This is a genomic window from uncultured Microbulbifer sp. (genome assembly GCF_947504145.1).
In the GTDB taxonomy this organism is placed as follows: Bacteria; Pseudomonadota; Gammaproteobacteria; order Pseudomonadales; family Cellvibrionaceae; genus Microbulbifer.
In genome coordinates this window covers 12171-33879 of sequence record NZ_CANNGQ010000002.1, presented here as the reverse complement: position 1 = coordinate 33879, position 21709 = coordinate 12171, and the positions used below count along the sequence as shown (strand labels likewise).

General features: G+C 58.2%; 20 protein-coding genes. 7 read left to right on the top strand and 13 right to left on the bottom strand.

What is annotated here, in order from left to right; translation table 11 throughout:
• Positions 1-51: 51 nt before the first annotated feature.
• Positions 52-1362 carry a dicarboxylate/amino acid:cation symporter gene (locus tag Q1A74_RS06670; protein ID WP_299593948.1) on the bottom strand — a complete coding sequence of 437 codons (1311 nt, stop codon included), beginning with the start codon at positions 1360-1362 and terminating at the stop codon, positions 52-54.
• Between the two features lie 340 nt (positions 1363-1702).
• On the opposite strand from Q1A74_RS06670, the gene Q1A74_RS06665 reads away from it, so the two are divergent.
• The 4 genes from Q1A74_RS06665 (at position 1703) to phoR (ending at position 5373) form a co-directional block, all read left to right on the top strand.
• On the top strand, positions 1703-2278 hold the full coding sequence (locus tag Q1A74_RS06665; RefSeq protein WP_299593946.1) for a chorismate lyase: 576 nt from the start codon (positions 1703-1705) through the stop codon (positions 2276-2278).
• 32 nt (positions 2279-2310) lie between these two features.
• Positions 2311-3192 (top strand): 4-hydroxybenzoate octaprenyltransferase, encoded by an 882-nt coding sequence (gene ubiA, locus Q1A74_RS06660; protein WP_299593944.1) that lies wholly within the window; start codon positions 2311-2313, stop codon positions 3190-3192.
• 130 nt (positions 3193-3322) lie between these two features.
• Positions 3323-4027: a phosphate regulon transcriptional regulator PhoB gene (phoB, locus tag Q1A74_RS06655; RefSeq protein ID WP_299593942.1), complete on the top strand. Its 705-nt coding sequence runs from the start codon at positions 3323-3325 to the stop codon at positions 4025-4027.
• Between the two features lie 32 nt (positions 4028-4059).
• Positions 4060-5373, top strand: coding sequence for a phosphate regulon sensor histidine kinase PhoR (phoR, locus tag Q1A74_RS06650; RefSeq protein ID WP_299593940.1), 1314 nt, complete (start codon positions 4060-4062; stop codon positions 5371-5373).
• An 83-nt stretch (positions 5374-5456) separates the two neighbouring features.
• Here phoR and traF read toward each other — a convergent pair whose 3' ends face one another.
• The 5 genes from traF to Q1A74_RS06625 all read right to left on the bottom strand — a co-directional run bounded on the left by traF (position 5457) and on the right by Q1A74_RS06625 (position 9286).
• Entirely contained in the window at positions 5457-6617 is a 1161-nt protein-coding gene (gene traF, locus Q1A74_RS06645) for a conjugal transfer protein TraF (RefSeq protein WP_299593938.1), read from the bottom strand.
• Between the two features lie 258 nt (positions 6618-6875).
• Positions 6876-7235, bottom strand: coding sequence for a hypothetical protein (locus tag Q1A74_RS06640; RefSeq protein WP_299593936.1), 360 nt, complete (start codon positions 7233-7235; stop codon positions 6876-6878).
• Positions 7236-7256: 21 nt separating this feature from the next.
• A complete protein-coding gene (locus Q1A74_RS06635; RefSeq protein WP_299593933.1) occupies positions 7257-7853 on the bottom strand; it encodes a DUF938 domain-containing protein in 597 nt (198 codons plus the stop codon).
• A gap of 2 nt (positions 7854-7855) precedes the next feature.
• Positions 7856-8635, bottom strand: coding sequence for a peroxide stress protein YaaA (gene yaaA, locus Q1A74_RS06630; RefSeq protein WP_299595562.1), 780 nt, complete (start codon positions 8633-8635; stop codon positions 7856-7858).
• 159 nt (positions 8636-8794) lie between these two features.
• Complete coding sequence (locus tag Q1A74_RS06625) at positions 8795-9286, bottom strand: DUF4265 domain-containing protein (protein WP_299593931.1); 492 nt, start codon at positions 9284-9286, stop codon at positions 8795-8797.
• Positions 9287-9387: 101 nt separating this feature from the next.
• Here Q1A74_RS06625 and Q1A74_RS06620 point away from each other — a divergent pair, with 101 nt between their 5' ends.
• Complete coding sequence (locus Q1A74_RS06620; RefSeq protein ID WP_299593930.1) at positions 9388-10680, top strand: M48 family metalloprotease; 1293 nt, start codon at positions 9388-9390, stop codon at positions 10678-10680.
• A 102-nt stretch (positions 10681-10782) separates the two neighbouring features.
• On the opposite strand, the gene Q1A74_RS06615 is transcribed toward Q1A74_RS06620, so the two are convergent.
• From Q1A74_RS06615 to Q1A74_RS06590, 6 genes are all read right to left on the bottom strand, one after another.
• Positions 10783-11586, bottom strand: a complete 804-nt coding sequence (locus Q1A74_RS06615) for a putative porin (RefSeq protein WP_299593928.1) — start codon at positions 11584-11586, stop codon at positions 10783-10785.
• Between the two features lie 448 nt (positions 11587-12034).
• Positions 12035-12730: a phosphate signaling complex protein PhoU gene (phoU, locus tag Q1A74_RS06610; RefSeq protein ID WP_299593926.1), complete on the bottom strand. Its 696-nt coding sequence runs from the start codon at positions 12728-12730 to the stop codon at positions 12035-12037.
• Between the two features lie 25 nt (positions 12731-12755).
• On the bottom strand, positions 12756-13496 hold the full coding sequence (gene pstB, locus Q1A74_RS06605; protein ID WP_299595560.1) for a phosphate ABC transporter ATP-binding protein PstB: 741 nt from the start codon (positions 13494-13496) through the stop codon (positions 12756-12758).
• A 210-nt stretch (positions 13497-13706) separates the two neighbouring features.
• Complete coding sequence (gene pstA, locus Q1A74_RS06600; protein ID WP_299593924.1) at positions 13707-14993, bottom strand: phosphate ABC transporter permease PstA; 1287 nt, start codon at positions 14991-14993, stop codon at positions 13707-13709.
• Positions 14986-16365 (bottom strand): phosphate ABC transporter permease subunit PstC, encoded by a 1380-nt coding sequence (gene pstC, locus Q1A74_RS06595; RefSeq protein ID WP_299593922.1) that lies wholly within the window; start codon positions 16363-16365, stop codon positions 14986-14988. Before pstC ends, pstA begins: the two co-directional genes overlap by 8 nt.
• 187 nt (positions 16366-16552) lie before the next feature.
• On the bottom strand, positions 16553-17620 hold the full coding sequence (locus tag Q1A74_RS06590; RefSeq protein WP_299593920.1) for a substrate-binding domain-containing protein: 1068 nt from the start codon (positions 17618-17620) through the stop codon (positions 16553-16555).
• Positions 17621-17896: 276 nt separating this feature from the next.
• Here Q1A74_RS06590 and Q1A74_RS06585 point away from each other — a divergent pair, with 276 nt between their 5' ends.
• Together Q1A74_RS06585 and Q1A74_RS06580 are read left to right on the top strand one after the other, a co-directional pair.
• Positions 17897-18532: a TRAP transporter small permease subunit gene (locus Q1A74_RS06585; RefSeq protein WP_299593918.1), complete on the top strand. Its 636-nt coding sequence runs from the start codon at positions 17897-17899 to the stop codon at positions 18530-18532.
• Entirely contained in the window at positions 18529-19893 is a 1365-nt protein-coding gene (locus Q1A74_RS06580) for a TRAP transporter large permease subunit (RefSeq protein WP_299593916.1), read from the top strand. The genes Q1A74_RS06585 and Q1A74_RS06580 overlap by 4 nt, the downstream gene beginning before the upstream one ends.
• Before the next feature lie 96 nt (positions 19894-19989).
• Here Q1A74_RS06580 and Q1A74_RS06575 read toward each other — a convergent pair whose 3' ends face one another.
• Complete coding sequence (locus Q1A74_RS06575; protein ID WP_299593914.1) at positions 19990-21705, bottom strand: hypothetical protein; 1716 nt, start codon at positions 21703-21705, stop codon at positions 19990-19992.
• Positions 21706-21709: the final 4 nt, after the last annotated feature.

Here is a 21709-nt window from a genome sequence, read left to right as displayed (position 1 = left end):
AGCCGTCTATTCGGCCCGCCCCTTTTTTTGTGCTCAGGAATTCGACAACGATCAGGAAGTCGCCGCCCGATCCTCGCCGTCAGTGACCACACTGTTGTAATTGTCATCGTTGAAGGTGTCCACATTCAGCGCACCCTCACTCTTCGCCACGATGGTACTGACCACGGAATCACCGGTGATATTCACCGCCGTGCGTACCATATCCAGCAGACGATCCACGCCCATCACAATCGCGATGCCCTCCAGCGGCAGGCCAACCTGCTGCAACACCATCGCCAGCATGATCAGGCCTACACCGGGTACACCCGCTGTGCCAATGGACGCGAGCGTCGCGGTCAGAATCACCGACAGGTAACCCACCAGACCGATATCGATACCGTACAGCTGGGAGATGAACACCGTCGCCACCCCCTGCATGATCGCCGTGCCATCCATATTGATGGTTGCACCCAGTGGAACCGTAAACGACGCCACCTTGTTATCCACACCCAGGCGCTTCTCCACCGTCTGCAACGTAACTGGAATGGTCGCCGCCGAAGACGCGGTACTGAACGCAAACACCATCGCCGGGCGCATCTTCTTGATCAGTTTCAGCGGGCTCAGGCCGGACAGCAGCTTCAGCAGCAGCGAGTAAACACCGAACGCATGGATCATCAGCGCCAGCAAAACCACCCCGAAATACTTCGCCAACTGCGGAATCGCATCAAAGCCCAGCTGCGCAATCTTGGTCGCCAGCAGCGCAAACACCCCGTAGGGCGCAAACACCATCAGCACCCCCACCATGCGCAGGATCACCTCGTTCAGGTCATTGAAAAAACCCGCAACACGCTGCCCCGGCTTGCCGCTGCGAGAAATCGCATAGCCCATCAGCAGCGCAAACACGATGATCTGCAGCATATTGCCCTCAGCCATCGCCTCCACCGGGTTGGTGGGGAAAATATTCACCACCACTTCCGACAAGGGCGGTGAAGGCTTTGGCTCAAAGCTCGCATCTCCCGCCATGTGCTCCATACCCACACCCGGCTGGATCACCAGCGCCAGCAGCAGTGCCAGGCTAATCGCCGCCGCAGTAGTCAGCAGATAGAGCAACAGCGTCTTACCCGCCAGCACCCCCACGCGGCTGCCTTCCGACAGCGCACAGGCACCGCAGATCAGTGACACCAGCACCAGCGGCACCACCATCAGCTTCAATGACGCGATAAAAATTCGGCCTACGATATCGAACAGGCCATTGGTCAGGTAATCGTTGATAAAGCCAGTAACCCCGGCCCCCAGCACCTGGCTGGTGTTGAGAACATTGCAGATCAGGCCAACGGCGATCCCCGCAATCATGGCCAGTACAATTTTTTTGGTGAGCCCCATGGTCCGTCCTGTTTGGGTATTCATCAGAAAGCTGACGAACACATTGTTCGCTTTTACAGCGCTGCTTATTTTCGGGCGAAGGTGGTGATACCGGGTACAGTCTTGTGAGACCTTCAAAAACAGGATGTTTTTGCAGAGCCCCCAGGGACGGGTTCACGGCGTGTCTCACAAGACTGTACCCGGTAGCACCACCGCCACCGCGGTTGATTCGTGCCCCATCGCTGAATAAGGACAATGCGCCACTATATCCGCAGCGTGGGACCGGAGCAAAATGCACCCCCGTTTCGTCGGGCCGCGGGTCGGGTACAATGCCGTTATTTGAACCTGCGCGGAGTCTGCGTTGTACCACTCCCCCTTTGAGACCATCGGCGACTGGCATCCACAACCCCTGGACAGCCTCCACGGGCACACACCCCCGGAGCAACTACTGCCCTGGCTGCTGCACCCCGGCTCACTCACCGCCGCCCTCAAACACCTCAGCAACGGCGATTTTAGCGTACAGATCCTCAGCCAGGGCTGGCAGCAGCCGCACCTCGAAGAGCGTCGCGCCCTCAACCTCAAGGAGCGAACCCGCGCACTGGTGCGCGAAGTCCTGCTCTACGGCAGCGATGAAGCGCCCTGGGTGTACGCCCGCAGCGTACTCCCCGAACGCACCCTCGCCGGTAAATCCCGCTACCTGCGCAACCTCGACAACCGGCCCCTCGGCGAGCTCCTGTTCAGCCAGCCCGACATCCGCCGCAGCCCCATCGTCCTCAACCGCCTCGCGCGCAACCCGCGCAGCAAACAGCCCGAGCTCGACTCTCTGGAACCGCGCGCCTGGGGCCGCCGCTCCACCTTCTGGCTGCACGACAAACCGCTGCTGGTTGCAGAGACCTTTCTGAGCAGTTTCAATCCCCATAAACCACCCCTCACCTGAGCCGGCCACAAGGCACACCAAAGAGAGAAGCCATGATCAGCCAACAGATTCGACAGCGCTGGCCCACCGCCCTCCCGTACTGGCAGCTGGCCCGGCTGGACCGGCCCATCGGTTCCCTGTTGCTACTCTGGCCCACATGGATGGCACTGTGGATTGCCGCCGGGGGCTGGCCGGGGCTGCACCTGTTTTTAGTGTTTACCCTCGGCGTGATCCTGACCCGCGCCGCCGGCTGCGCCGTCAACGACTTCGCCGACCGCAATATCGACGGGCATGTAAAACGCACCAACCAGCGCCCCCTGGCCACCGGTGCCGCCACCCCCAAAGGCGCGATACTGTTGTTTGCCGGGCTGATGCTACTGGCCTTCCTGCTGGTGCTCACTACCAACAAGCTCACCGTCCTTCTGTCGCTGCCGGCACTGGCTCTGGCTTTCTGCTATCCCTTCGCCAAACGTTATACCCATCTCCCCCAAGTGGTGCTGGGCTCTGCATTCAGCATGGGCATTCCCATGGCCTTCGCCGCGGTTAGCAATGAAGTACCGGCGGTGGCGTGGCTGCTGTTCACTGCCAACCTGCTATGGACCGTGGCTTACGATACGTTCTATGCCATGGTGGACCGAGACGATGACCTCAAGATCGGGGTCAAATCCACTGCCATCCTGTTTGGCGATATGGACCGGGTGATGACCGCCACCCTGCAGGCGATGGTCATACTGGCACTGCTGATGCTCGGCAGCCGCGCAGAACTGGGAGCCCTTTACTACTGCGGCGTTGCTGTGGCGGCCGGTCTGTTTGCGTATCAACAGTGGCTCGTGCGGGATCGGCAACGGGACAACTGCTTCAAGGCATTCTTGAACAATAACTGGGTCGGCGCTGCGCTGTTTGCGGGAATATTGTTTCACTTTGCCATCCAGTGACTCACCATCGCCCGCACCGGATTCGTGATAGTCGGTCGCTTGTCATATATTTGTCATCAAAGTGACGTTAAATGGCCACTCTAAGAAATGTCAGTAATGACGCATTCACCAGTTAGGGTATGGCAGGCAGATGCACAACAAAACGATTCTCATCGTCGACGACGAGGCCCCGGTACGGGACATGTTGCGAATAGCCCTGGAGATGGCGGACTACCGCTGCCTTGAGGCGGAGAATGCCCAGGCGGCACACGCCCTGGTCATCGATGAGAAGCCAGACCTGATCCTGCTGGACTGGATGCTGCCGGATGTGTCCGGTGTCGAACTCGCCCGCCGTCTGAAGCGGGATGAACTGACCTCCTCGATCCCGATCATCATGCTGACGGCGAAAGGCGAAGAGGATCACAAGATCAAGGGACTGGAAACCGGTGCGGATGATTACATCACCAAGCCGTTTTCTCCGCGCGAGCTGGTGGCGCGCCTGAAGGCAGTATTGCGCCGGGCGGGCCCGAGCACCCCGGAAGAGCCACTGACCGCGGGAGGCCTGGTGCTGGATCCGATCAGCCACCGGGTGACCATCAACGGCAATCCGGCGGAGATGGGGCCGACGGAATTTCGTCTGCTGACGTTCTTCCTCTCGCACCAGGAGCGCGCCTATACCCGCACCCAGTTGCTGGATCACGTATGGGGTGGCAACGTGTATGTCGAAGAGCGCACCGTGGACGTCCATATCCGCCGCCTGCGCAAGGCGCTGACCGTCGACGGCCACGAACGCTATATCCAGACCGTACGCGGCACCGGCTACCGCTTTTCTGTACAGACCGCAGAAAGGGTGTAACCTAGCCCTCAAAACAAGATGGCCCAACCATCATGCTCGATCGCAGTATTGGCGAGTTCTCGCGTTTTATCGTCATCGCCCTCGGCACCACCATCCTTGGTTTCATCACCAATCACTGGTGGCTGGCGCTCTGCGCCGGCCTGACCTGTTACCTCTTCTGGCTGCTGTACCAGCAGAATCGTTTCGACCGCTGGCTCTCCAACGGCCGCCGCGGCCCGGCGCCCACCAATTTCGGCGTGTGGGGCGATATTTCCGACGATTTCTATCGCCTGCAACGGCGCCACCGCAAAGAGAAGCAGAAGCTGCACTCCATGTTGCGGCGGGTGCAGGGCAGTACCAGCGCTCTGCGCGAGGGGATCGTGGCACTGGAGGACGAGGGCAATCTGGCCTGGTGGAACCCGGCGGCAGGGCAGATGTTGCGCCTGCAGACGGACGATGCCGGCCAACCGCTGGTCAACTTCGTGCGCGATCCGCGTTTTGTAGAGCACATGCACCAGCGCATGCTGGAGCCAAACAACAAAACTCAGGAGCCGATCACCCTGCCGGCACCGGGGGACGACTCGCGTATTCTGCAGATGGAGGTAACCCGCTTCGGCCAGGACGAGGCGCTGGTGATCGTGCGGGACGTGACGCGGTTGCACAACCTGGAACAGATGCGACGGGATTTTGTGGCGAATGTTTCCCACGAGTTGCGTACACCACTGACTGTAATCGCCGGTTACCTGGAAACACTACAATTCAGCGGCCAGGCCCCCAGCAACTGGGATCGGCCACTGGCGCAGATGAGCGACCAGACGGTGCGCATGACCAGCCTGGTAAACGATCTTTTATTGCTGGCGCGGCTGGAGACTTCCGAGCGCGACAGCGGGCGCGACCGGGTTTCAGTCCGAGAGCTGATGGAACGGGTAGCCGGGGAGGCGCGTTCGCTGAGCGGCGAGCGCCACGAGATTTCCGTGCACTGCGCAGAAGATTGCACCCTGACCGGCGACGCCGGCGAACTGCACAGCGCCTTCGCCAACCTGGCATTCAATGCAGTGAAATACAGCCCGGACGGCGGGCCCATCGAACTGCGCTGGAAAACCGATTCTGCCGGCGGCCACTACTCGGTAAAAGATTCCGGAATCGGTATTGATCCGATGCATATTCCGCGTCTGACCGAGCGCTTCTACCGGGTGGACGCCGGTCGCTCCCGGGAGAGCGGCGGCACCGGCCTCGGTCTCGCCATCGTCAAGCATGTACTGTTGCGCCACGGCGCGAATATGAGCGTAACCAGCATGCCGGGCCGGGGCAGCACGTTTATTCTCAACTTTCCGATCAAGAAGCTGACCCTGGCCAGCTCCGCCTGACGTATTCAAAATCCAGCCGATACAAAAACGAGAAAGGGGCCGATTGGCCCCTTTCTTTTTTCCAGCGTATTTCGATCGACGAGTTACAGGTCGAGTCCAAACTGCAGGGCAGCACCCAGAGTATCGTCGGAAGACTTGATCGCAGACAGGTGGAAGTGCACCACATTGAACGGCGAGAAACCGATACCGGCGGTAATGGCGCCGTCGTAGGTGTCTTTCAGGTCGTGGCGGTAGCCGATTCGCAGCTGTGCCCAGTCGAACAGATCGGCCTCCGCACCCAGGCGGGCGATCTGCATTTCGCCGGCGCCGTCGAACAGTTCAACGGAATTCAGATCCACGTCGGCCAGCAGGGTAAATACCTCACCGGTGTAGCCCAGGCCCGCGGTCAGTTGCGGCTCCAGCTGGATTTCCACACCTTTCTCCACCGTCTCGTATTCCTGCGCGATGGCATTGCGCAGGGAAACGCCACCCTGCAGCTCGCCCCAGTCGATGGTGGCGCCGAAGTCGATGTTGAAGTTGCTGTGCTCCAGCATGTAATCATCCGCTTCAAAGTCGTCGCTGTCGAAGTCGGCGATGGTTTCGATGTACTCGATGGTTTCGACCGTCTGGTACTTGGGCGTGGCCCCCAGAGATACCTGATACCCGGCAAAGGTGAATTCCCTCGCGGCGGCAAAACCGATCTCCTGCATGGAGTAGCCAAAGGCACCGGCGGCCGTTTCCAGATCGTCCTCGTCAAAAATCTGTGTACCAAAATCTTCCAGCAGCGCCACATCGGACGCGGCGAGCTGTACATCCGTGGCAACAAAGGCGGACTGGCGTACAAACAGCAGGCCGGAAGCAACACGGTTGGGAATAGCGATGGTCAGCTGCGCGCCGGCTTCGGCGGTGAGGCTCGCGGTATCGAGTAGTTTCAGCTGATCGAGAATAAAGTCGGCGTCTTCCTGAGTGGCAGCCAGGCCATCGATCTCGTCGAGGAAATCCGTCAGGTCTTCGCTGGTATCAATGAATTCGTTGCGATCGTTGGCAATCAGACCGACATCAAACGTTATTGCAAAATCGTCGTTTTCTTCGAAGTTCGTCGCCGTTGCCGGATTTATCAGTGCACTGTAGGTGTAGTCACCACCGGCAACACCAGCCCCCCCCATGGCACTGCCGCGCCCGGAAAACACTTCTGCGGCCACCGGCGCCGCCCCCAAGATAGCCCCTGCAGTAACCACGCTGGCAATTCGGTTTTTGGTCCACATGAACAACCAATCCTATGTAATGTTGAGTCAGAATATTTTTTGTACACGCCTGTTGTTAGCATTATCGGCGGCGCCAAAATAAACATTACGGCTGGGTATCACAATGGCCCTTTAGGGTTATTTTGTGAAATGAATCACTATTTTTTTGTGATGCAGTTTTTCAGGGCAAGGGCAGCACGCCCCAGATGGCAAAAAGCCCCAGACAAGGGGCTTTGCGAAAGTGGCGGGGAGAGAAGAGGCTGAACGTAGAAAGGGAGGCTATTCCAGCTCCTTCAATACGCGCTCTTCACCACCCGCACGATAATGCACCGCCTCTTCTGCGGTTACCGGCTCAGCGGTTTTCTGCACGCTGATGTGCACCAGCTTGCGCGCGCTGTCGCGGATCAACAGGTGCTCACGTCCGTCGTCGTCCACCGGCAGGTTGCGCTCACCAATCAGGCCATCGCGCAGGGCGCGCAGCTGAGGGACGTCGCGATAGCGGTCCAGGTCCTTGGACAACTTGTGCTTCATGCGCTCGGATTCGTGTAGCGCTGCCGCGGTTTCGCGATATTTGCCAAAGAAAAATACAGCGGCAATGGCCGCCAGAATAGCGAGGGCGGTTTCAAACCATGGGGGCATAGTGCACTCCTGTTTTCCGATTTAACGTTGCCACACCAGTAACTGGTTGTTGGCCGGCAGATAATTGTTTTCGATTCTATGTAGCCCCTGAGCAGCGGCGAGCTGATCCAGCCACTCTAGGTCGCGGATACCGCGCAGCGGGTGCTGTTCTTTCAGCCAGTCGTCGAACCCCGCATTGCCAGGGCCGATATACTGCCCTCCGATCTTCACCGGGCCATAGGCGATAAATTGTCCATCACCCGTCAGCACCTGTGGCAACCGTTGAAACAGGGTTTCGACCGCCGCCGCCGGCATGATGTGCAGGGTATTGGCGGTAAAGACGGTATCCACAGAAATGTTAGGCCAGCAGCCGGTGACGTCCAGTTCCAGCGGCGCAGGCAGGTTGTCTGCGGGGTACTGCGCAAGCCAGGCCCGGACTTCATGCAGCTGCTCGCGGCGCTCGGACGCCTGCCACTGCAGGTGCGATAGGCGCGGGGCAAAGTAGACCGCGTGCTGGCCGGTTCCGCTGCCAATTTCCAGCACTCGCTGACTGCGAGACATCAGCCGCTGCAGCTGAGCCAAAATGGGTTCGCGGTTGCGCCCGGTGGAGGGCGCGTCGGGCAGTTTACCGGCGTCCATGATCAGGCCGGCTGCTCGTCGCGCAGGAACACCCAGTCATTGCCTTTGGAGTGTTCGGCGCTGTAGTAATACCCGGCCATATCAAATTCCTTCAGCTGCTCTGCCTTCTTCACCCGGTTGTCGATCGCCCAGCGGCTCATCATGCCGCGGGCCTTCTTGGCGAAGAAGCTGATCATCTTGTACTGGCCGTTTTTCCAATCCTTGAAGTGCGGAGTGACAATCTCGGCATCCAGGTTTTTCGGCTGCACGGATTTGAAGTATTCATTGGAGGCGAGGTTGACCAGCTCGCGGCTCTTGAGTGCCTTGAGCTGCTGGTTGAGCGCCTCAGTAATTTTTCCGTCCCAGAATTCGTACAGGTTCTTGCCGCCGCTGTTGGCGAATTTCGTACCCATTTCCAGTCGGTAGGGCTGCATCAGGTCCAGCGGGCGCAGCAGACCGTAGAGGCCGGAGAGCATACGCAGATGCTTTTGCGCAAAGGCAAAATCCCGCTTGCCCATGGAGTCCGCTTCGAGCCCGGTATAGACATCGCCTTTAAACGCCAACAGCGCAGGGCGGGCATTCTTGTCGGTAAACGGGCGCTTCCAGCTGTGGAACCGGTCGTAATTGAGCACGCCCAGCTTGTCGGAAATTTTCATCAGACTGGAAATATCCTGCGGGCTCAGGACCTTCAGCTGTTTGATCAGCGCCGCGGACTCCTTGAGGAAATCCGGCTGGGTGGTGTCGAGGGCGGGGATCTCGCTTTCGTAATCGAGGGTTTTTGCGGGGGAGATGACAATCAGCATACGGCTCACTCTAATTAATCTTTAGTCGCTTTCAGGGCTGAAGAAAGCGTAGCGAGCGAGTGGCTGGTGGTGGCCGCCGGAGCGCAACAACCGGAGCGTACTTCAGTACGTGAGGATTGTGAGCACCGCCGGGCGCCGCCAGGCGCTCGCGCAGTAGCTTTATTCCGGCTTGAGGATGTCCTGCCACCAGTTCAGCGGCGTCTGGCCATCCACCGGGTCGTACACGTTGCCGTAGTACCAGACACTGTTGGCCCCGTCACAGATACTGTTGAGTATCTGCTCGATTTCGGCAAAGCCGCAGCTCACATGAATGCTGTATACCAGCAGGCGCGGGCTCTCCATATCCAGCTCGCCACCCAGCTTTTCCAGTTGCGGGGTCAGCTGGTCGGAAAGCTTGGTGCTGTCGCCACGGCAGAAAACCCGCACCGCCAGGTTACCGGAGCGCTTCACCAGCTCGAAGCTGGGCTTCTCGGGGTCCTCCCGGTCCACCTTGATGGTATCGCCACTGGCGATGCCCTTGATAAACGCCGGCGAGCGCACCAACTGCACGCTGTCATCCTCGTTGACCCGCACCTGCATCCGCTCCACCACCGGCTCACCGTCCGGATTGTTGCCAGCGAATAGTTCGATAATCTGCAGTGCGGTCGTCATAACCCCGGTCTCCGGACTGTGTAAAATAGACGTTCGCTGCGGAACGGGCACCCAGTGCCCATACCGCCGCTTTGAACCGAACATTATACAGGGAGTGATCCATGATTCCGCGCTCAATCTCAAACCGCCTGCTGGCCGCGGCTGTTGCCGCTTCTGTGACGGCGGGCATCGCCGGCTGTGCGGTCAATCCGGTAACCGGCAAGAAAGAATTGTCCCTGATGTCCCAGAGCCAGGAAGTGGCACTGGGCCAGCAGCAGTACCCCCAGGCCCAGCAGACCCAGGGTGGCGAATACCTGATTGACCCAGCACTGCAGACCTACGTCAGCCGCGTGGGCCAGAAGCTGGCGAAGGTTTCCGATCAGCCCAGCCTGCCCTATGAGTTCGTGGTACTGAACAACTCCACCCCCAATGCCTGGGCGCTGCCCGGTGGCAAGATCGCCATCAACCGCGGCCTGTTGGTATTGCTGGAAGACGAGGCCGAACTGGCCGCAGTACTCGGCCACGAGATCGTCCACGCCGCTGCGCGCCACTCCGCCGCCGCCATGTCGCAGCAGCAGATTCTGGGGGCCGGTATCGCCATTCTGGGAGCGACCACAAAAGAAACTGCCTACGGCGACCTGATCTCGCTGGGCAGCCAATTTGGTGGTTCTGCCTATATCGCCAAATACGGCCGCGATAACGAACTGGAATCCGACCAGTACGGTATGAAATACATGGCCGCTGCGGGTTACGACCCCTATGGTGCCGTGCGCCTGCAGGAAAAATTTGTCGAGCTGTCCAAGGGCAGTCAGGCCGGCGGCCTCGATGCGCTATTCGCCAGCCACCCGCCGTCGCAGTCCCGCGTGGATGCCAATATCAAACACGCGAAGCAGTTGCCCAGCGGCACCGTCAATCGCAGCCAGTATCAACAGGCGATTGCACAGCTGAAGAAAGATGCGGACGCCTACAAGAGCTACGATGACGCGGTAGCCGCGGTGCAGAAAGAAGACTACGACCGCGCACTGACACTGACCCGTCAGGCTCAGAAACAGCAACCTAAAGAAGCGGCGTTTTACGCACTGGAAGGGGATTTGCTGGCGCAGAAAAAACAGTACCAGTCAGCACTCAAATCCTACGAAACGGCAGTACAGAAAAATCCGACACTGTTTTCCAACTGGTTGATGCGCGGCATGTTGAATGCGCAATTGAAAAATTACACCGCGGCCGAGCGCGATCTGCAGCGATCCACCGGTTATCTCGATACGCCACATGCGCACTATTATCTGGGGCAGGTATATGAGGAGCAGGGCAACACCCAAAATGCGCTGAGCCAGTATCAGATCGCAGCGAAAGGCGGCGGCGATATCGGCACCAAGGCACAGGCACGAGTGCAGGCACTGGGAAATCAGGGCTGATGGCTTTTTTGTAAAACCAGGCGTGCAGCCAGATTTCAGAAATAAAAAAAGCGGGCGAATTTCTTCGCCCGCTTTTTTATGTGCGTATTTCCGGGTAGGAAATTACAGCTGAACGGTTACGCCAATACGGAACATATCCAGATCGTCGAAATCGCGGTTGGAGCCGTAAGCAACCTTGGCGGCAACATTGCGATTGAAGAAATGAGTGGCGTTGATTTCGTAGTCTTCTACCAACTCATCGTACGCAGCGCCCACGGAAGTATTTTCGTTGAAGTAAAACTCCACTCCACCATTCCAGTAAAAGTCAGCGCCATCAGTGTCAGTCAGGCCCAGCTCAGCAGTAAAGTACTGGCCGCTGGAAAGTGCGGTGAAATACTTGGATGAAACGCTGCGGTAATCGAAACCATCGTCAATTTCTGCAGTGAAGCCGATGTAATCGGTGCCGCTCAGTTGGTGATTGTACTGGCCGCGAACAAACAGCACGGTATCTTCATCTTCAACCTTTTGCGCTTCTACCTCGGCAAGCAGGTTCGGAGAAAACAGGAAGCCAGCACCAGCACTGTAAACATTGGTGGAGTAAACATCGTTGAACTCACCAAACAGCTTCCACTGGCCGGTGTAGTACTCGCCACCAAATGTTACTACTTCATCTTCAAACGAACCTGCGTCGAGCGAAGATACTCCACCGTAAATGTTGGTCACCGGCAGAATGTAGCTGAACTCCTTGCGCGGGCCCAGAGTTTCCAGAGCGCCAAAATAGTACTGGGACTGGACACTCAGAGTGTCAACGTCCGAGCCATTGTAATCGCGAGTTTCATAATCGGCATCGGTGAAAGAATTGTATTGCTCTGCAGAAACTACAGCAGAGGCCAGCATGAGAGGAAGTGCGGCAAACTTGAACTTCATGGAAGTGTTCCCTGTTTAATTTACATCTGTACGCTTGGTACCCGTCCGACCTGCCTTGGCAGTCGAAACCGACTCCGGGGCAAATTCGGCGCGGATTCTAAGCGCAGGAAAATTTATGTGCAATGAAAACTATTAATTGCGACGCGCGTCTCAATTACAGTTTGATTCCCGTAGTTTAACTACCATTGCACGTGCATTGTGACAGCGGGGAACTGAATAAAAGCTGAATGATTTTCCGATTCCTGTTCACAGGGAATCCGGCGGGTTCGGCCAGACAAAGAAACCAGGGAAAAAACGTTTGGCCATGCCAATAATGGCTTTTATTTCGGTAACTGGTTCTCAGTTAAAAATGGTACGGATTTACTACCCATAAAAAAGGCCGCAATTGCGACCTTTTGTAGAAAATTTTTCTGCACGAAATCGTCGGATTTCCGATGTGCAATTTTATTCAGCGCATGTTCTGTTCGTTGCCATGACGAATATCCGCCCCCTTCACCAGATACACCACCTGTTCACAGATATTCTTCGCGTGGTCCCCAATACGTTCCAGTGACCGCAGGGTCCACAGCACATTCATCACCCGGGAAATACTGCGCGGATCTTCCATCATGTAGGTGATCATCTCGCGCACGGCGCTGCGGTAATCCATGTCGACCTGATCGTCGCGGGCCAGGGTTTCCATGGCGGATTTCACATCGAAGCGGGTGTAGGCATCCAGTGCATCGTTGAGCATTTTGCGCACTTCGTTGGCGATGTGGCGAATCTCGGTGTAGCCGCGGGGGGCGGTGCCCTCATCGGTGAGAGCGATGGCCATCTTGGCAACCTTGCTGGCCTCGTCGCCCACGCGTTCCAGATCGCGGGCGATGCGAATGACCGACATCACCATACGCAAGTCAGACGCTGCCGGTTGACGCTTGGCAATGATCAGGGTGGCGTGCTCGTCCAGATCCATTTCACAGCGGTCGATTTCCTCTTCCACTTGCAGGACCTTCTCCGCCAATTCGCTATCGGCATTGGCCAGCGCCTCTACCGCATCAGCCACCTGACGGGTGACCATGCCACCCATTTCCAGCATTTCCGTCTTGAGGGACTCAAGATCTTCGTTGAACTGGCGGGAGATGTGTTGATCGAAATGCATGTCCATAACTTTGTGTGGGCTCCCCCCAACCTTAGCCGAAACGGCCGGTGATGTAGGCTTCTGTGAGCTCGTGTTCCGGATTGGTGAACACGGTCTCGGTATCGTTGACCTCCACAAGTTTACCCAGGTGGAAGTAGGCGGTGCGCTGGCTTACCCGCGCGGCCTGCTGCATGGAGTGGGTAACAATGGCGATGGTGTAGTTCTGGCGCAGCTCGTCGATCAGTTCTTCGATACGCGCGGTGGCGATGGGGTCCAGGGCCGAGCAGGGCTCGTCCATCAGGATCACTTCCGGGCTCACGGCAATAGCGCGGGCAATACACAGGCGCTGTTGCTGACCACCGGAGAGGCCGGTGCCGGGCTTGTCCAGCCGATCTTTGACTTCATTCCACAGGCCGGCGCGGCGCAGACTGTTTTCCACAATCTCATCCAGTTCAGCGCGACGGCTGGCGATGCCGTGGATCTTGGGACCATAGGCGACGTTGTCGTAGATGGTTTTCGGGAAGGGGTTGGGCTTCTGGAATACCATACCGACCCGCGCACGCAGCGGAACCACATCTACTTTGGGGCCGTAAATCGCTTCGCCATCCAGGCTCAGCTCGCCTTCCACCCGGCAGCCTTCGATCGTGTCGTTCATGCGGTTGAGGCAGCGCAGGAAGGTGGATTTACCGCAACCGGATGGGCCGATCATGGCCACTACCTGATTGCGACCGATATCCAGGCTCACATCGTGAATCGCCTGGGCCTCGCCGTAAAATACATTCACATTGCGCATTCGCAGCTTGGCTTCATCGCAGAAGGGGCTGCCTACGGTGCTGGCGATTTCCTCGGGTCTCTTCACGGCCTGGTTTTTCACAGAAGGGGGCTCCGCTGCCGGTTTGGTGGCTTTCGTTTCCGCCGGAATTGCTTCGCCGGCACTCAGAGTCATGGTGTTCATTGGTCTATCTCGGTTCGCAATCTTAGCACTCACAGGTAACGACGTACGTTACCAGCGGCGCTCGAGTTTCTTGCGCAGCCACACTGCGCAGGTGTTCATGGTAATCAGTACGGCCAGCAGCACCATGATCGCCGCAGAGGTGCGCTCAACAAAGGCCCGCTCCGGGCTGTCGGCCCACAGGAAAATCTGCACCGGCAGTACCGTGGACGGATCAGTGATGCCGTGGGGTACATCGACAATAAAGGCCACCATCCCGATCATCAGCAGCGGGGCTGTTTCCCCAAGCGCCTGCGCCATACCGATGATGGCACCGGTGAGCATGCCGGGCATCGCCAGCGGCAGCACATGGTGAAGCACGACCTGCATACGCGATGCGCCCATGCCCATAGCCGCTTCGCGAATCGACGGCGGCACAGATTTGAGCGAGGCACGGCTGGAGATGATGATGGTCGGCAGCGTCATCAGGGTCAGCACCAGCCCCCCCACCAGCGGTGCCGAGCGCGGCATTTCAAAGAAGTTGATGAAAATTGCCAGGCCGAGCAGGCCAAATACGATGGACGGCACCGCCGCGAGGTTGTTGATGTTCACCTCGATCAGGTCGGTCCAGCGATTTTTCGGTGCGAATTCTTCCAGGTAGATAGCCGCCGCCACACCGATGGGGAAAGACAACACCAGGGTCACCAGCAGGGTGAACAGAGAACCGACCAGGGCAGCGCGGATACCCGCCTGTTCTGGCTCGCGGGAGTCGCCATTGGTGAAGAAGGTGGTGTTAAACCGCTTTTTCAACTCACCGGACTCCCGCAGCGCCTGGACCCATACCACCTTCTGCTCCGAGGTGCGGCCAAGGAAGCCGTCATCGGATTTCGACAGGCTCTTGATGTAGGTGTCCACATCATCGTCGGCGTTAAACCACAGGGTTTCCGTCTTGCCCAGCAGCTCAGGGTTGTCCTGCAGGCGCTTGCGCAGCTCGAATCCGGCGCCGTTGGACACCAGCGTATACAGCTCGCGCTTATCGCGGCGGCCGCTCACATCCGGAAAGCGCTCGCGCAGGGAAGCGCGGATCACACCGTCAAAGTTGGCCCAGGCCAGACTCTCTTCATCGATCTTGTCGATGCCGAGCTCTGCCGGGTCATAGGTTACTTCCAGCTGAATATCCGTCTGCAAAAACGCGCTGTGGCCCTTGCTGATGATATCGGTAAACAGCACCAGTACCGCCAGAACGCCAAACGCGATACTGGCGATACCGAGGCCGCGGAACAGCTTTTCCTTGCGGTGACGGCTGGCGAGGCGCGCGGCAATTCGCTCGCGCACCTGTTTCTGTGTCAGATCAGTCATACTGTTCCCGGTATTTTCTTACGACGTGCAGGGCAATAAAGTTCAGAATCAGCGTGCTGATAAACAGCATCAGACCGAGGGCGAATGCAGCCAGGGTTTTCGGGCTGTCGAATTCCTGGTCGCCCACCAGCAGGGTCACGATCTGCACCGTCACGGTGGTGACCGACTCCAGAGGATTGGCGGTGAGATTGGCAGCGAGGCCCGCGGCCATCACCACAATCATGGTCTCACCAATTGCGCGGGACACCGCCAGCAGCACACCGCCGACGATGCCCGGCAGGGCAGCGGGAATCACCACCTTGCGCACGGTTTCCGATTTGGTGGAACCGAGGCCAAGGGCGCCGTCGCGCAGGGATTGCGGCACCGCGTTGATCACATCATCAGACAGTGACGAGACGAACGGAATAATCATCACCCCCATCACCAGGCCGGCGGCCAGCGCACTTTCACTGGACGCCTCCAGACCAACGCTTTGCGCCACTTCACGCACAAACGGTGCCACGGTGAGGGCGGCAAAGAAGCCGTATACCACCGTGGGTACACCGGCGAGGATTTCGATCAAAGGTTTGGCGAAGGCGCGTACCCGGTTGCCCGCGTACTCGGCGAGATAAATCGCCGACATCAACCCCACCGGCACCGCCACGAACATGGCAATGGCGGAGACCATCAGGGTGCCGGTAAACAGCGGCACCGCACCAAAGGCACCACTGGACCCCACCTGATCTTCCCGCAACGCCATCTGCGGACTCCAGTGCAGGCCGAACAGGAATTCGGTCACCGGTACCGACTGGAAGAAACGCAGGGATTCAAACAACACCGACATCAGAATGCCGACGGTAGTAAAGATCGCAGCGCAGGCACAGGCCATCAGAATCGCGCGCAGTACCTTCTCTACCTTTTCCCGTGCGCGCATTTCCGGGGATACCTGCAGCAGGGCAAAGGCACCCAGCCCCAGTGACAGAATCAGGATCAGTGCGGTCTGCAGCCACTGGCCACTCTGGCGCAGGCTGGCCAGGTGCTCCGCAGCGGCCGCGACCTGCGGTGTACCTTCCCCAATCAGCTTGCCCGCGGCCATATTCTGGATTTGTGCATACAGCAGGTTCTGGCCGGAGATCGAATCCGGTTTGTCAGCAAGGCCGCCCATCACCAGCATACGAATAATGGCATCGTCGAAAATCAGCCAGGCAGCGAGAATCACCAGCGCCGGCAAACCACACCAGAGTGCCGTGTGCACCCCGTAGTAATTGGGCAGTGACGCCAGGCTGCGAATTCCGCCACGGCTGCGGGCAGCACCCACCGCGCGACTAAAACCGGTGCCGTAGGCGACCAGTATCAGCAACAGCAGCAGGGCGAAGAGAGTGGGAGTCTGCATCGATTTGCTCGGTTAATTCTTTTGCTCAAAAACGGCGGCCATTATCCGTACTTGTGACCACAATTGCATGGCGCTGTGAAGATATCGCCATTCTTTATATGGAAACGGCCAAGCCCCCGATGAATAGAAAGGGGCTCGGCCGGTAAATCCCTCTACCTGACACGAATGCTCGGAATCGCGCGCGGATTTATTTCGCTGCGAGATTGGTCAGACTGTTCAGTTTGCGCACGTTGCTGGCAACCTCACGGCGCTTGGCATCGGGCAGCGAAATCATGCCCTTGTCGGCCAGGTAGCCTTCTTCACCCCAGGCGCGCTCATTGGTGAGCTCGGCCAGGAACTGCTTGATACCGGGCACCACTTCAACGTGGGCCTTCTTCACATACACAAACAGCGGGCGGGACACCGGGTAGCTGTTATCGGCGATGGACTCGAATGTGGGCTCCTGGCCTTCAATCACAGAGCCCTGCACCTTGTCCGCATTCTGGTCGAGGAAGCTGAAGCCGAAAATACCCAGGGCATCTGGGCTGGCCACCAGTTTGTTCACGATCAGGTTGTCGTTCTCACCGGCTTCCACGTAAGCACCATCCTCGCGCACGTTGTGGCAGATGGCCTTGTAGGCGTTCTTGTCGGAAGACTTCTTGGCGGCAATCCAGTCGAACTTCTTGCAGCCACCTTCCATTGCCAGCTCGGCGAAGGCATCGCGGGTACCGGAGGTCGGAGGCGGGCCCAGTACTTCAATTTTGGTCGCCGGCAGGGTCGGGTTGACGTCTTTCCAGGTTTTGTAAGGGTTGGCTACCAGGGTTTCGGAACCGTCCGGATTCGGCACATCTTTGGCCAGGGCCAGGAAGATGTCTTTGCGGGACAGCTCGAAGGGCTTGGAAGTCTTGGCGTTGGCCAGCACGATGCCGTCAAAACCAATCTGCACTTCCACCACGTCGACGCCGTTGCCATGACACATTTCCAGCTCGGACTGCTTGATCCGGCGACTGGCACCGGTGATGTCCGCGGTGTTGCCCCCCACACCCTGGCAGAACAGTTTCATGCCGCCGCCGGTACCGGTGGACTCCACCACCGGCGTCTTGAATTGGGTCGCGCGACTGAAGCGCTCCGCGACCACGGTGGTGAACGGGTAGACGGTGGATGAACCGACAATGCTGATGTGGTCGCGTGCAGCCAGAGCCGCACTGGATGCCGCAATGGTCAGAGCCGCCAGGGCCGAGGCCAGGACTGTTTTGCTCGCGGAACGGTTGTTCATGGGTATCTCCAAAAAGTGGGCGCCAAAAGGGTGAATATGTCTGCACGCGGCGCATGCTATTTCGAACTGATGGCGATTCTATGAAGGTAAAGTTACAAAAAGATTACAGCCCGAAACCCATTTCGTGACTCTAGTGGCAATACCTGGTCATACCATCCTGAGACCCCACCGCGGCGGGCTTGTGGCAATACTGGCGCAAACTTTGACCAGCAGGTACGCTCTCTCCCCATCACAAAAAAATAAAGATGAGCCGAGAGACTCTCCACAATGCCCGCCATGAAGTCCCCTCCCCAATCGATTCTGCTCGGCACCGCCGGAAGGCTGGACCGCTTCGCCCACCTCTGCGGCCGCCTGCTAGGCTGGTTTACCCTGGTCATGGTGCTGATCCAGAGCCTGGTGGTGGCCCTGCGCTACGGGTTCGATGGCGGGTCGCTGGCCTTACAGGACGCGGTGACCTATCTGCACGGCGCCGCCTTTATGCTCGGCCTGGCCTATGCGCTGCAGGCCGGCGCCCACGTGCGGGTGGATGTGTTCTACCGCACCCTGTCGGCGCGCGGCAAGGCGTGGGTGGACGCGGTCGGCTGCCTTATTTTCCTACTTCCTGTTTGCACCTTCATTGCAATAGGCAGCTGGCAGTTTGCCGCCAGCAGCTGGGCCGTATCCGAGACCAGCGCCAGCGCCGACGGCCTCGCGGGTGTCTACCTGCTGAAAAGCCTGATGCCCCTCGCCGCCATCACCCTCGCCCTGCAGGGCGTGTCCCAGTTTGCGCGCGCCCTCCACACCCTGATGCAGGTGGAAACCTCCGCGAGTGACACCACGTCGTTCAGGGTCGCAACGTCGCAGGCAGCGGAAAAAACCACCGGGAAACTCCACCCCCTGGTGCGGGAAGCCACCGTGGAGGCCAGCCCATGATGGAACTGATTCCTTTACTGATGTTTCTGGCCGTGTGCGCCGCACTAATGTTCGGCTATCCGGTGGCATTCACCCTCGGCGGCACAGCATTGATTGCCGCCGGCCTCGGCATCGTCGCCGGCGGGTTCGACGGCGAGCTGCTGCGGGCATTTCCCGACCGCCTGTACGGCATCATGCAGAACGGCACCCTGATGGCGGTGCCGCTGTTTGTACTGATGGGCGTGATGCTGGAACGAGCGCGGATCGCCGAGGAGCTGCTGGTCAACCTGGCGCGGGTATTCTCCGGTATCCCCGCTGGCATGGCGGTCTCCGTGGTAGTGGTGGGCGCGCTGCTCGCCGCCAGTACCGGTATCGTCGGCGCCACGGTGGTGACCATGGGCCTGATGTCCCTGCCCACCATGTTGAAGCGCGGCTACTCCCCCAAGCTCGCCACCGGCACCATCTGTGCCACCGGCACCCTGGGCCAAATCATTCCCCCGTCCATCGCCCTGGTCCTGCTGGGCGATACCCTGTCTAACGCCTACCAGCAGGCGCAATTGTCCCAGGGCATCTTCAATCCCAAACCGGTGAGCGTGGGCGACCTGTTTATGGGTGCGATTATCCCCGGTCTGTTGCTGGTAGCGGCCTACATTATTTACCTGCTGTTTATCGCCCGCCGTGAGCCCGCCACCACGCGCACCGCGGAAGAAGAAGTGGATCTGCTGCAGACACTCAAAAGCCTGGTGCCGCCGATTGGCCTGATGCTGCTGGTGCTCGGATCCATTATCACCGGCGCCGCCACCCCCACCGAAGCCGCCGCCGTAGGGGCGCTGGGTGCAGGTATTCTGGCCTGGGGCCGCGGCGCGCTAAACTGGGCGCGAGCCGGGGAAGTGGGGCAGAGCACGTTGCAGGTCACCGCGATGGTGTTCGCGATCCTGATCGGCGCCTCGCTGTTCTCGCTGGTATTCCGAGGTTTTGGTGGTGAGGAAGTGGTCACCGATCTGTTCCACAGCCTGCCTGGCGGCGTAGTGGGCGCCACCCTGCTGGTGATGCTGGTGATCTTTCTGCTGGGCTTTATCCTCGACTTCATCGAGATCACCTTCGTGGTGGTGCCCATTGTCGGCCCGGTACTGCTGGCCATGGGGCTGGACCCGGTGTGGCTGGGGGTAATGATTGCGCTGAACCTGCAGACCTCGTTCCTCACACCGCCATTCGGGTTCGCGCTGTTTTACCTGCGCGGAGTTGCGCCGGCCGAAGTCGCCACCGGTGCCATCTACCGCGGAGTGGTCCCGTTTATCGGGATTCAGTTATTGGTGATGTGTTTGCTCGCAATGTGGCCTGCGCTCGCCACCTGGCTGCCCGGTATCGTAGCAGGGGGATAATGGGTTGCTGAAGCCGGTACTCAGCAACCCACGGTGCTTGACAACCTGAATTGATCAACCACAACCAGGCAAGTCATCGACTGCAAATCTTCTCGATTACACGCCACCGCAGCCAATAGCCTGCCGCAGGGTATTCGCCTGTGCAATCAGCGCTTCACGCGTGAGCGCATCAACACTCCGCCAGTCTCGTGAGAAGGTGATGGAGTTTACAAAGAAGAGTAATTGCCAACAGGCAGCGGCGTTTACGCCTCGCTGTAACAGGTCTTTCGCAGAATTTAATTGCCAGCGGGCCTTGGTGGCCGCCGACAAACTGATTGCGCCGTTATTTTGCAGGGCATCAATCTGATCCAGTAAATCCATTACGCCCTGTGCCGGGGAAACCACGGTGACAGCCGCCGTATCGAAATCCCACAATCGGTCCTGCCCGGTGCCACTGCTGACGCTGAATTCAAGTTCGTACTCGCCCGCAACAGCACAAGTCAATTGAGGTACTGCTGCACCCTCAATGGTGGTGAAATCTCCCTCGAATACGCAGCTTTCGCTGCCCGCACCGGAAATCGACCAGGCGTAGTAATTGATTTCGGAATCCAGATCGTAGCTGCCCGACCCATCCAGTTGAATCGGCGTATTGGTTACCCCCCAGTACGGGCCTCCGGCTATTGCGACCGGTGGTGAGTCATAACAGGTGGGGGTATCGCAGAACAGAATTTTCAGGTTCTCTGCATCACTGGCTCGGTACACCATCACAGGGTTTCCCTGATCATTCAGCCTCAGGGTTAGCCAACTGTTCCCTCCCATCTCACTATCCGGCTGAACAAATCGACTATCGCCAATTCCGCTACAGGTTTTATCGCCACAATGTATCAGGACAATTCCACCCCCGGTCACATCATCATAAGCCACCACGGGATTGCCTCTGCTGTCCATTGCAATCGATGAAAAGGCACCGAAAATACTAATTGGCCCCAGAACAGAAATATCGGGAGGCACATTGCAATTTTTGTCCTGGCAACGCATGAGCATAAGCTTGTCTGTCGACAAATCATCGTAGCTAATCACCGGAAAGCCGTTCTTATCCAGTGCGAGTGCGTTGAGACCTCCTGGAGAGGTGCCGTTGTCAGGTGTAACCACGCTAACCTGACCCGTGCACGTAGGGTTGTCACAACGGAGAACCGTCAGGACCTGTAGATCGCGAAAAATAATTACCGGGTTATCATCGGCGTCTAACACCATGTTTTCAAAATCGATATTTCCATTTACCGGTATGTTGGTTACCGTCTCCCCACCAGGTGCGCACAGCGGATCGTCACAGCGCACAAGTTCCAATGCACCGGTTTTTTTCGTCAGAATCACCGGGTTACCACTGCTATTTAAAGCTACAGATGGGGAGAAACCGGTCACAGGGCTTTCGATGGATTCTGTATCGCCCGGGAAATCCACCGCGCATTTTCGATCGTTGCAATGGAGTATTTGCGCAGACCCACTACCCGGGCGGAATACAACGACGGGAAAATAATTTTCGTCCAGGACAAGGCTGGTTCTAGAAGTCGAAGCTGCGGATGGTGTAGAAATATTGCGTGACTGGACATCACACAGGGCGTCCGCACAATGCAGAATTTTGAGCGCATCGTCATCCAGATCAATAAAACTCACCACCGGGTTTCCCGCGTCATCCAGATCGAAAGACAGATTCACTCCATCGGAATTTGGCGTTTCGATTTCTACCAATGTACTGCCAGCGAAAACATTGAACGACAGGGCGAGCAAAAATATCAGCACCAATCTGCCGATGTGCGGTACACATGAAATCATGGGA

What these genes read in the sequence shown, in the direction of transcription:
- pstA (WP_299593924.1), bottom strand. Translation starts at nt 14,993, where the DNA reads ATGACTGATCTGACACAGAAACAGGTGCGCGAGCGAATTGCCGCGCGC.
- phoB (WP_299593942.1), top strand. Translation starts at nt 3,323, where the DNA reads ATGCACAACAAAACGATTCTCATCGTCGACGACGAGGCCCCGGTACGG.
- Q1A74_RS06590 (WP_299593920.1), bottom strand. Translation starts at nt 17,620, where the DNA reads ATGAACAACCGTTCCGCGAGCAAAACAGTCCTGGCCTCGGCCCTGGCG.
- Q1A74_RS06620 (WP_299593930.1), top strand. Translation starts at nt 9,388, where the DNA reads ATGATTCCGCGCTCAATCTCAAACCGCCTGCTGGCCGCGGCTGTTGCC.
- Q1A74_RS06635 (WP_299593933.1), bottom strand. Translation starts at nt 7,853, where the DNA reads ATGGACGCCGGTAAACTGCCCGACGCGCCCTCCACCGGGCGCAACCGC.
- Q1A74_RS06580 (WP_299593916.1), top strand. Translation starts at nt 18,529, where the DNA reads ATGATGGAACTGATTCCTTTACTGATGTTTCTGGCCGTGTGCGCCGCA.
- Q1A74_RS06615 (WP_299593928.1), bottom strand. Translation starts at nt 11,586, where the DNA reads ATGAAGTTCAAGTTTGCCGCACTTCCTCTCATGCTGGCCTCTGCTGTA.
- ubiA (WP_299593944.1), top strand. Translation starts at nt 2,311, where the DNA reads ATGATCAGCCAACAGATTCGACAGCGCTGGCCCACCGCCCTCCCGTAC.
- phoU (WP_299593926.1), bottom strand. Translation starts at nt 12,730, where the DNA reads ATGGACATGCATTTCGATCAACACATCTCCCGCCAGTTCAACGAAGAT.
- traF (WP_299593938.1), bottom strand. Translation starts at nt 6,617, where the DNA reads ATGTGGACCAAAAACCGAATTGCCAGCGTGGTTACTGCAGGGGCTATC.
- Q1A74_RS06625 (WP_299593931.1), bottom strand. Translation starts at nt 9,286, where the DNA reads ATGACGACCGCACTGCAGATTATCGAACTATTCGCTGGCAACAATCCG.
- Q1A74_RS06585 (WP_299593918.1), top strand. Translation starts at nt 17,897, where the DNA reads ATGAAGTCCCCTCCCCAATCGATTCTGCTCGGCACCGCCGGAAGGCTG.
- Q1A74_RS06640 (WP_299593936.1), bottom strand. Translation starts at nt 7,235, where the DNA reads ATGCCCCCATGGTTTGAAACCGCCCTCGCTATTCTGGCGGCCATTGCC.
- phoR (WP_299593940.1), top strand. Translation starts at nt 4,060, where the DNA reads ATGCTCGATCGCAGTATTGGCGAGTTCTCGCGTTTTATCGTCATCGCC.
- yaaA (WP_299595562.1), bottom strand. Translation starts at nt 8,635, where the DNA reads ATGCTGATTGTCATCTCCCCCGCAAAAACCCTCGATTACGAAAGCGAG.
- pstB (WP_299595560.1), bottom strand. Translation starts at nt 13,496, where the DNA reads ATGCGCAATGTGAATGTATTTTACGGCGAGGCCCAGGCGATTCACGAT.
- pstC (WP_299593922.1), bottom strand. Translation starts at nt 16,365, where the DNA reads ATGCAGACTCCCACTCTCTTCGCCCTGCTGCTGTTGCTGATACTGGTC.
- Q1A74_RS06670 (WP_299593948.1), bottom strand. Translation starts at nt 1,362, where the DNA reads ATGGGGCTCACCAAAAAAATTGTACTGGCCATGATTGCGGGGATCGCC.
- Q1A74_RS06575 (WP_299593914.1), bottom strand. Translation starts at nt 21,705, where the DNA reads ATGATTTCATGTGTACCGCACATCGGCAGATTGGTGCTGATATTTTTG.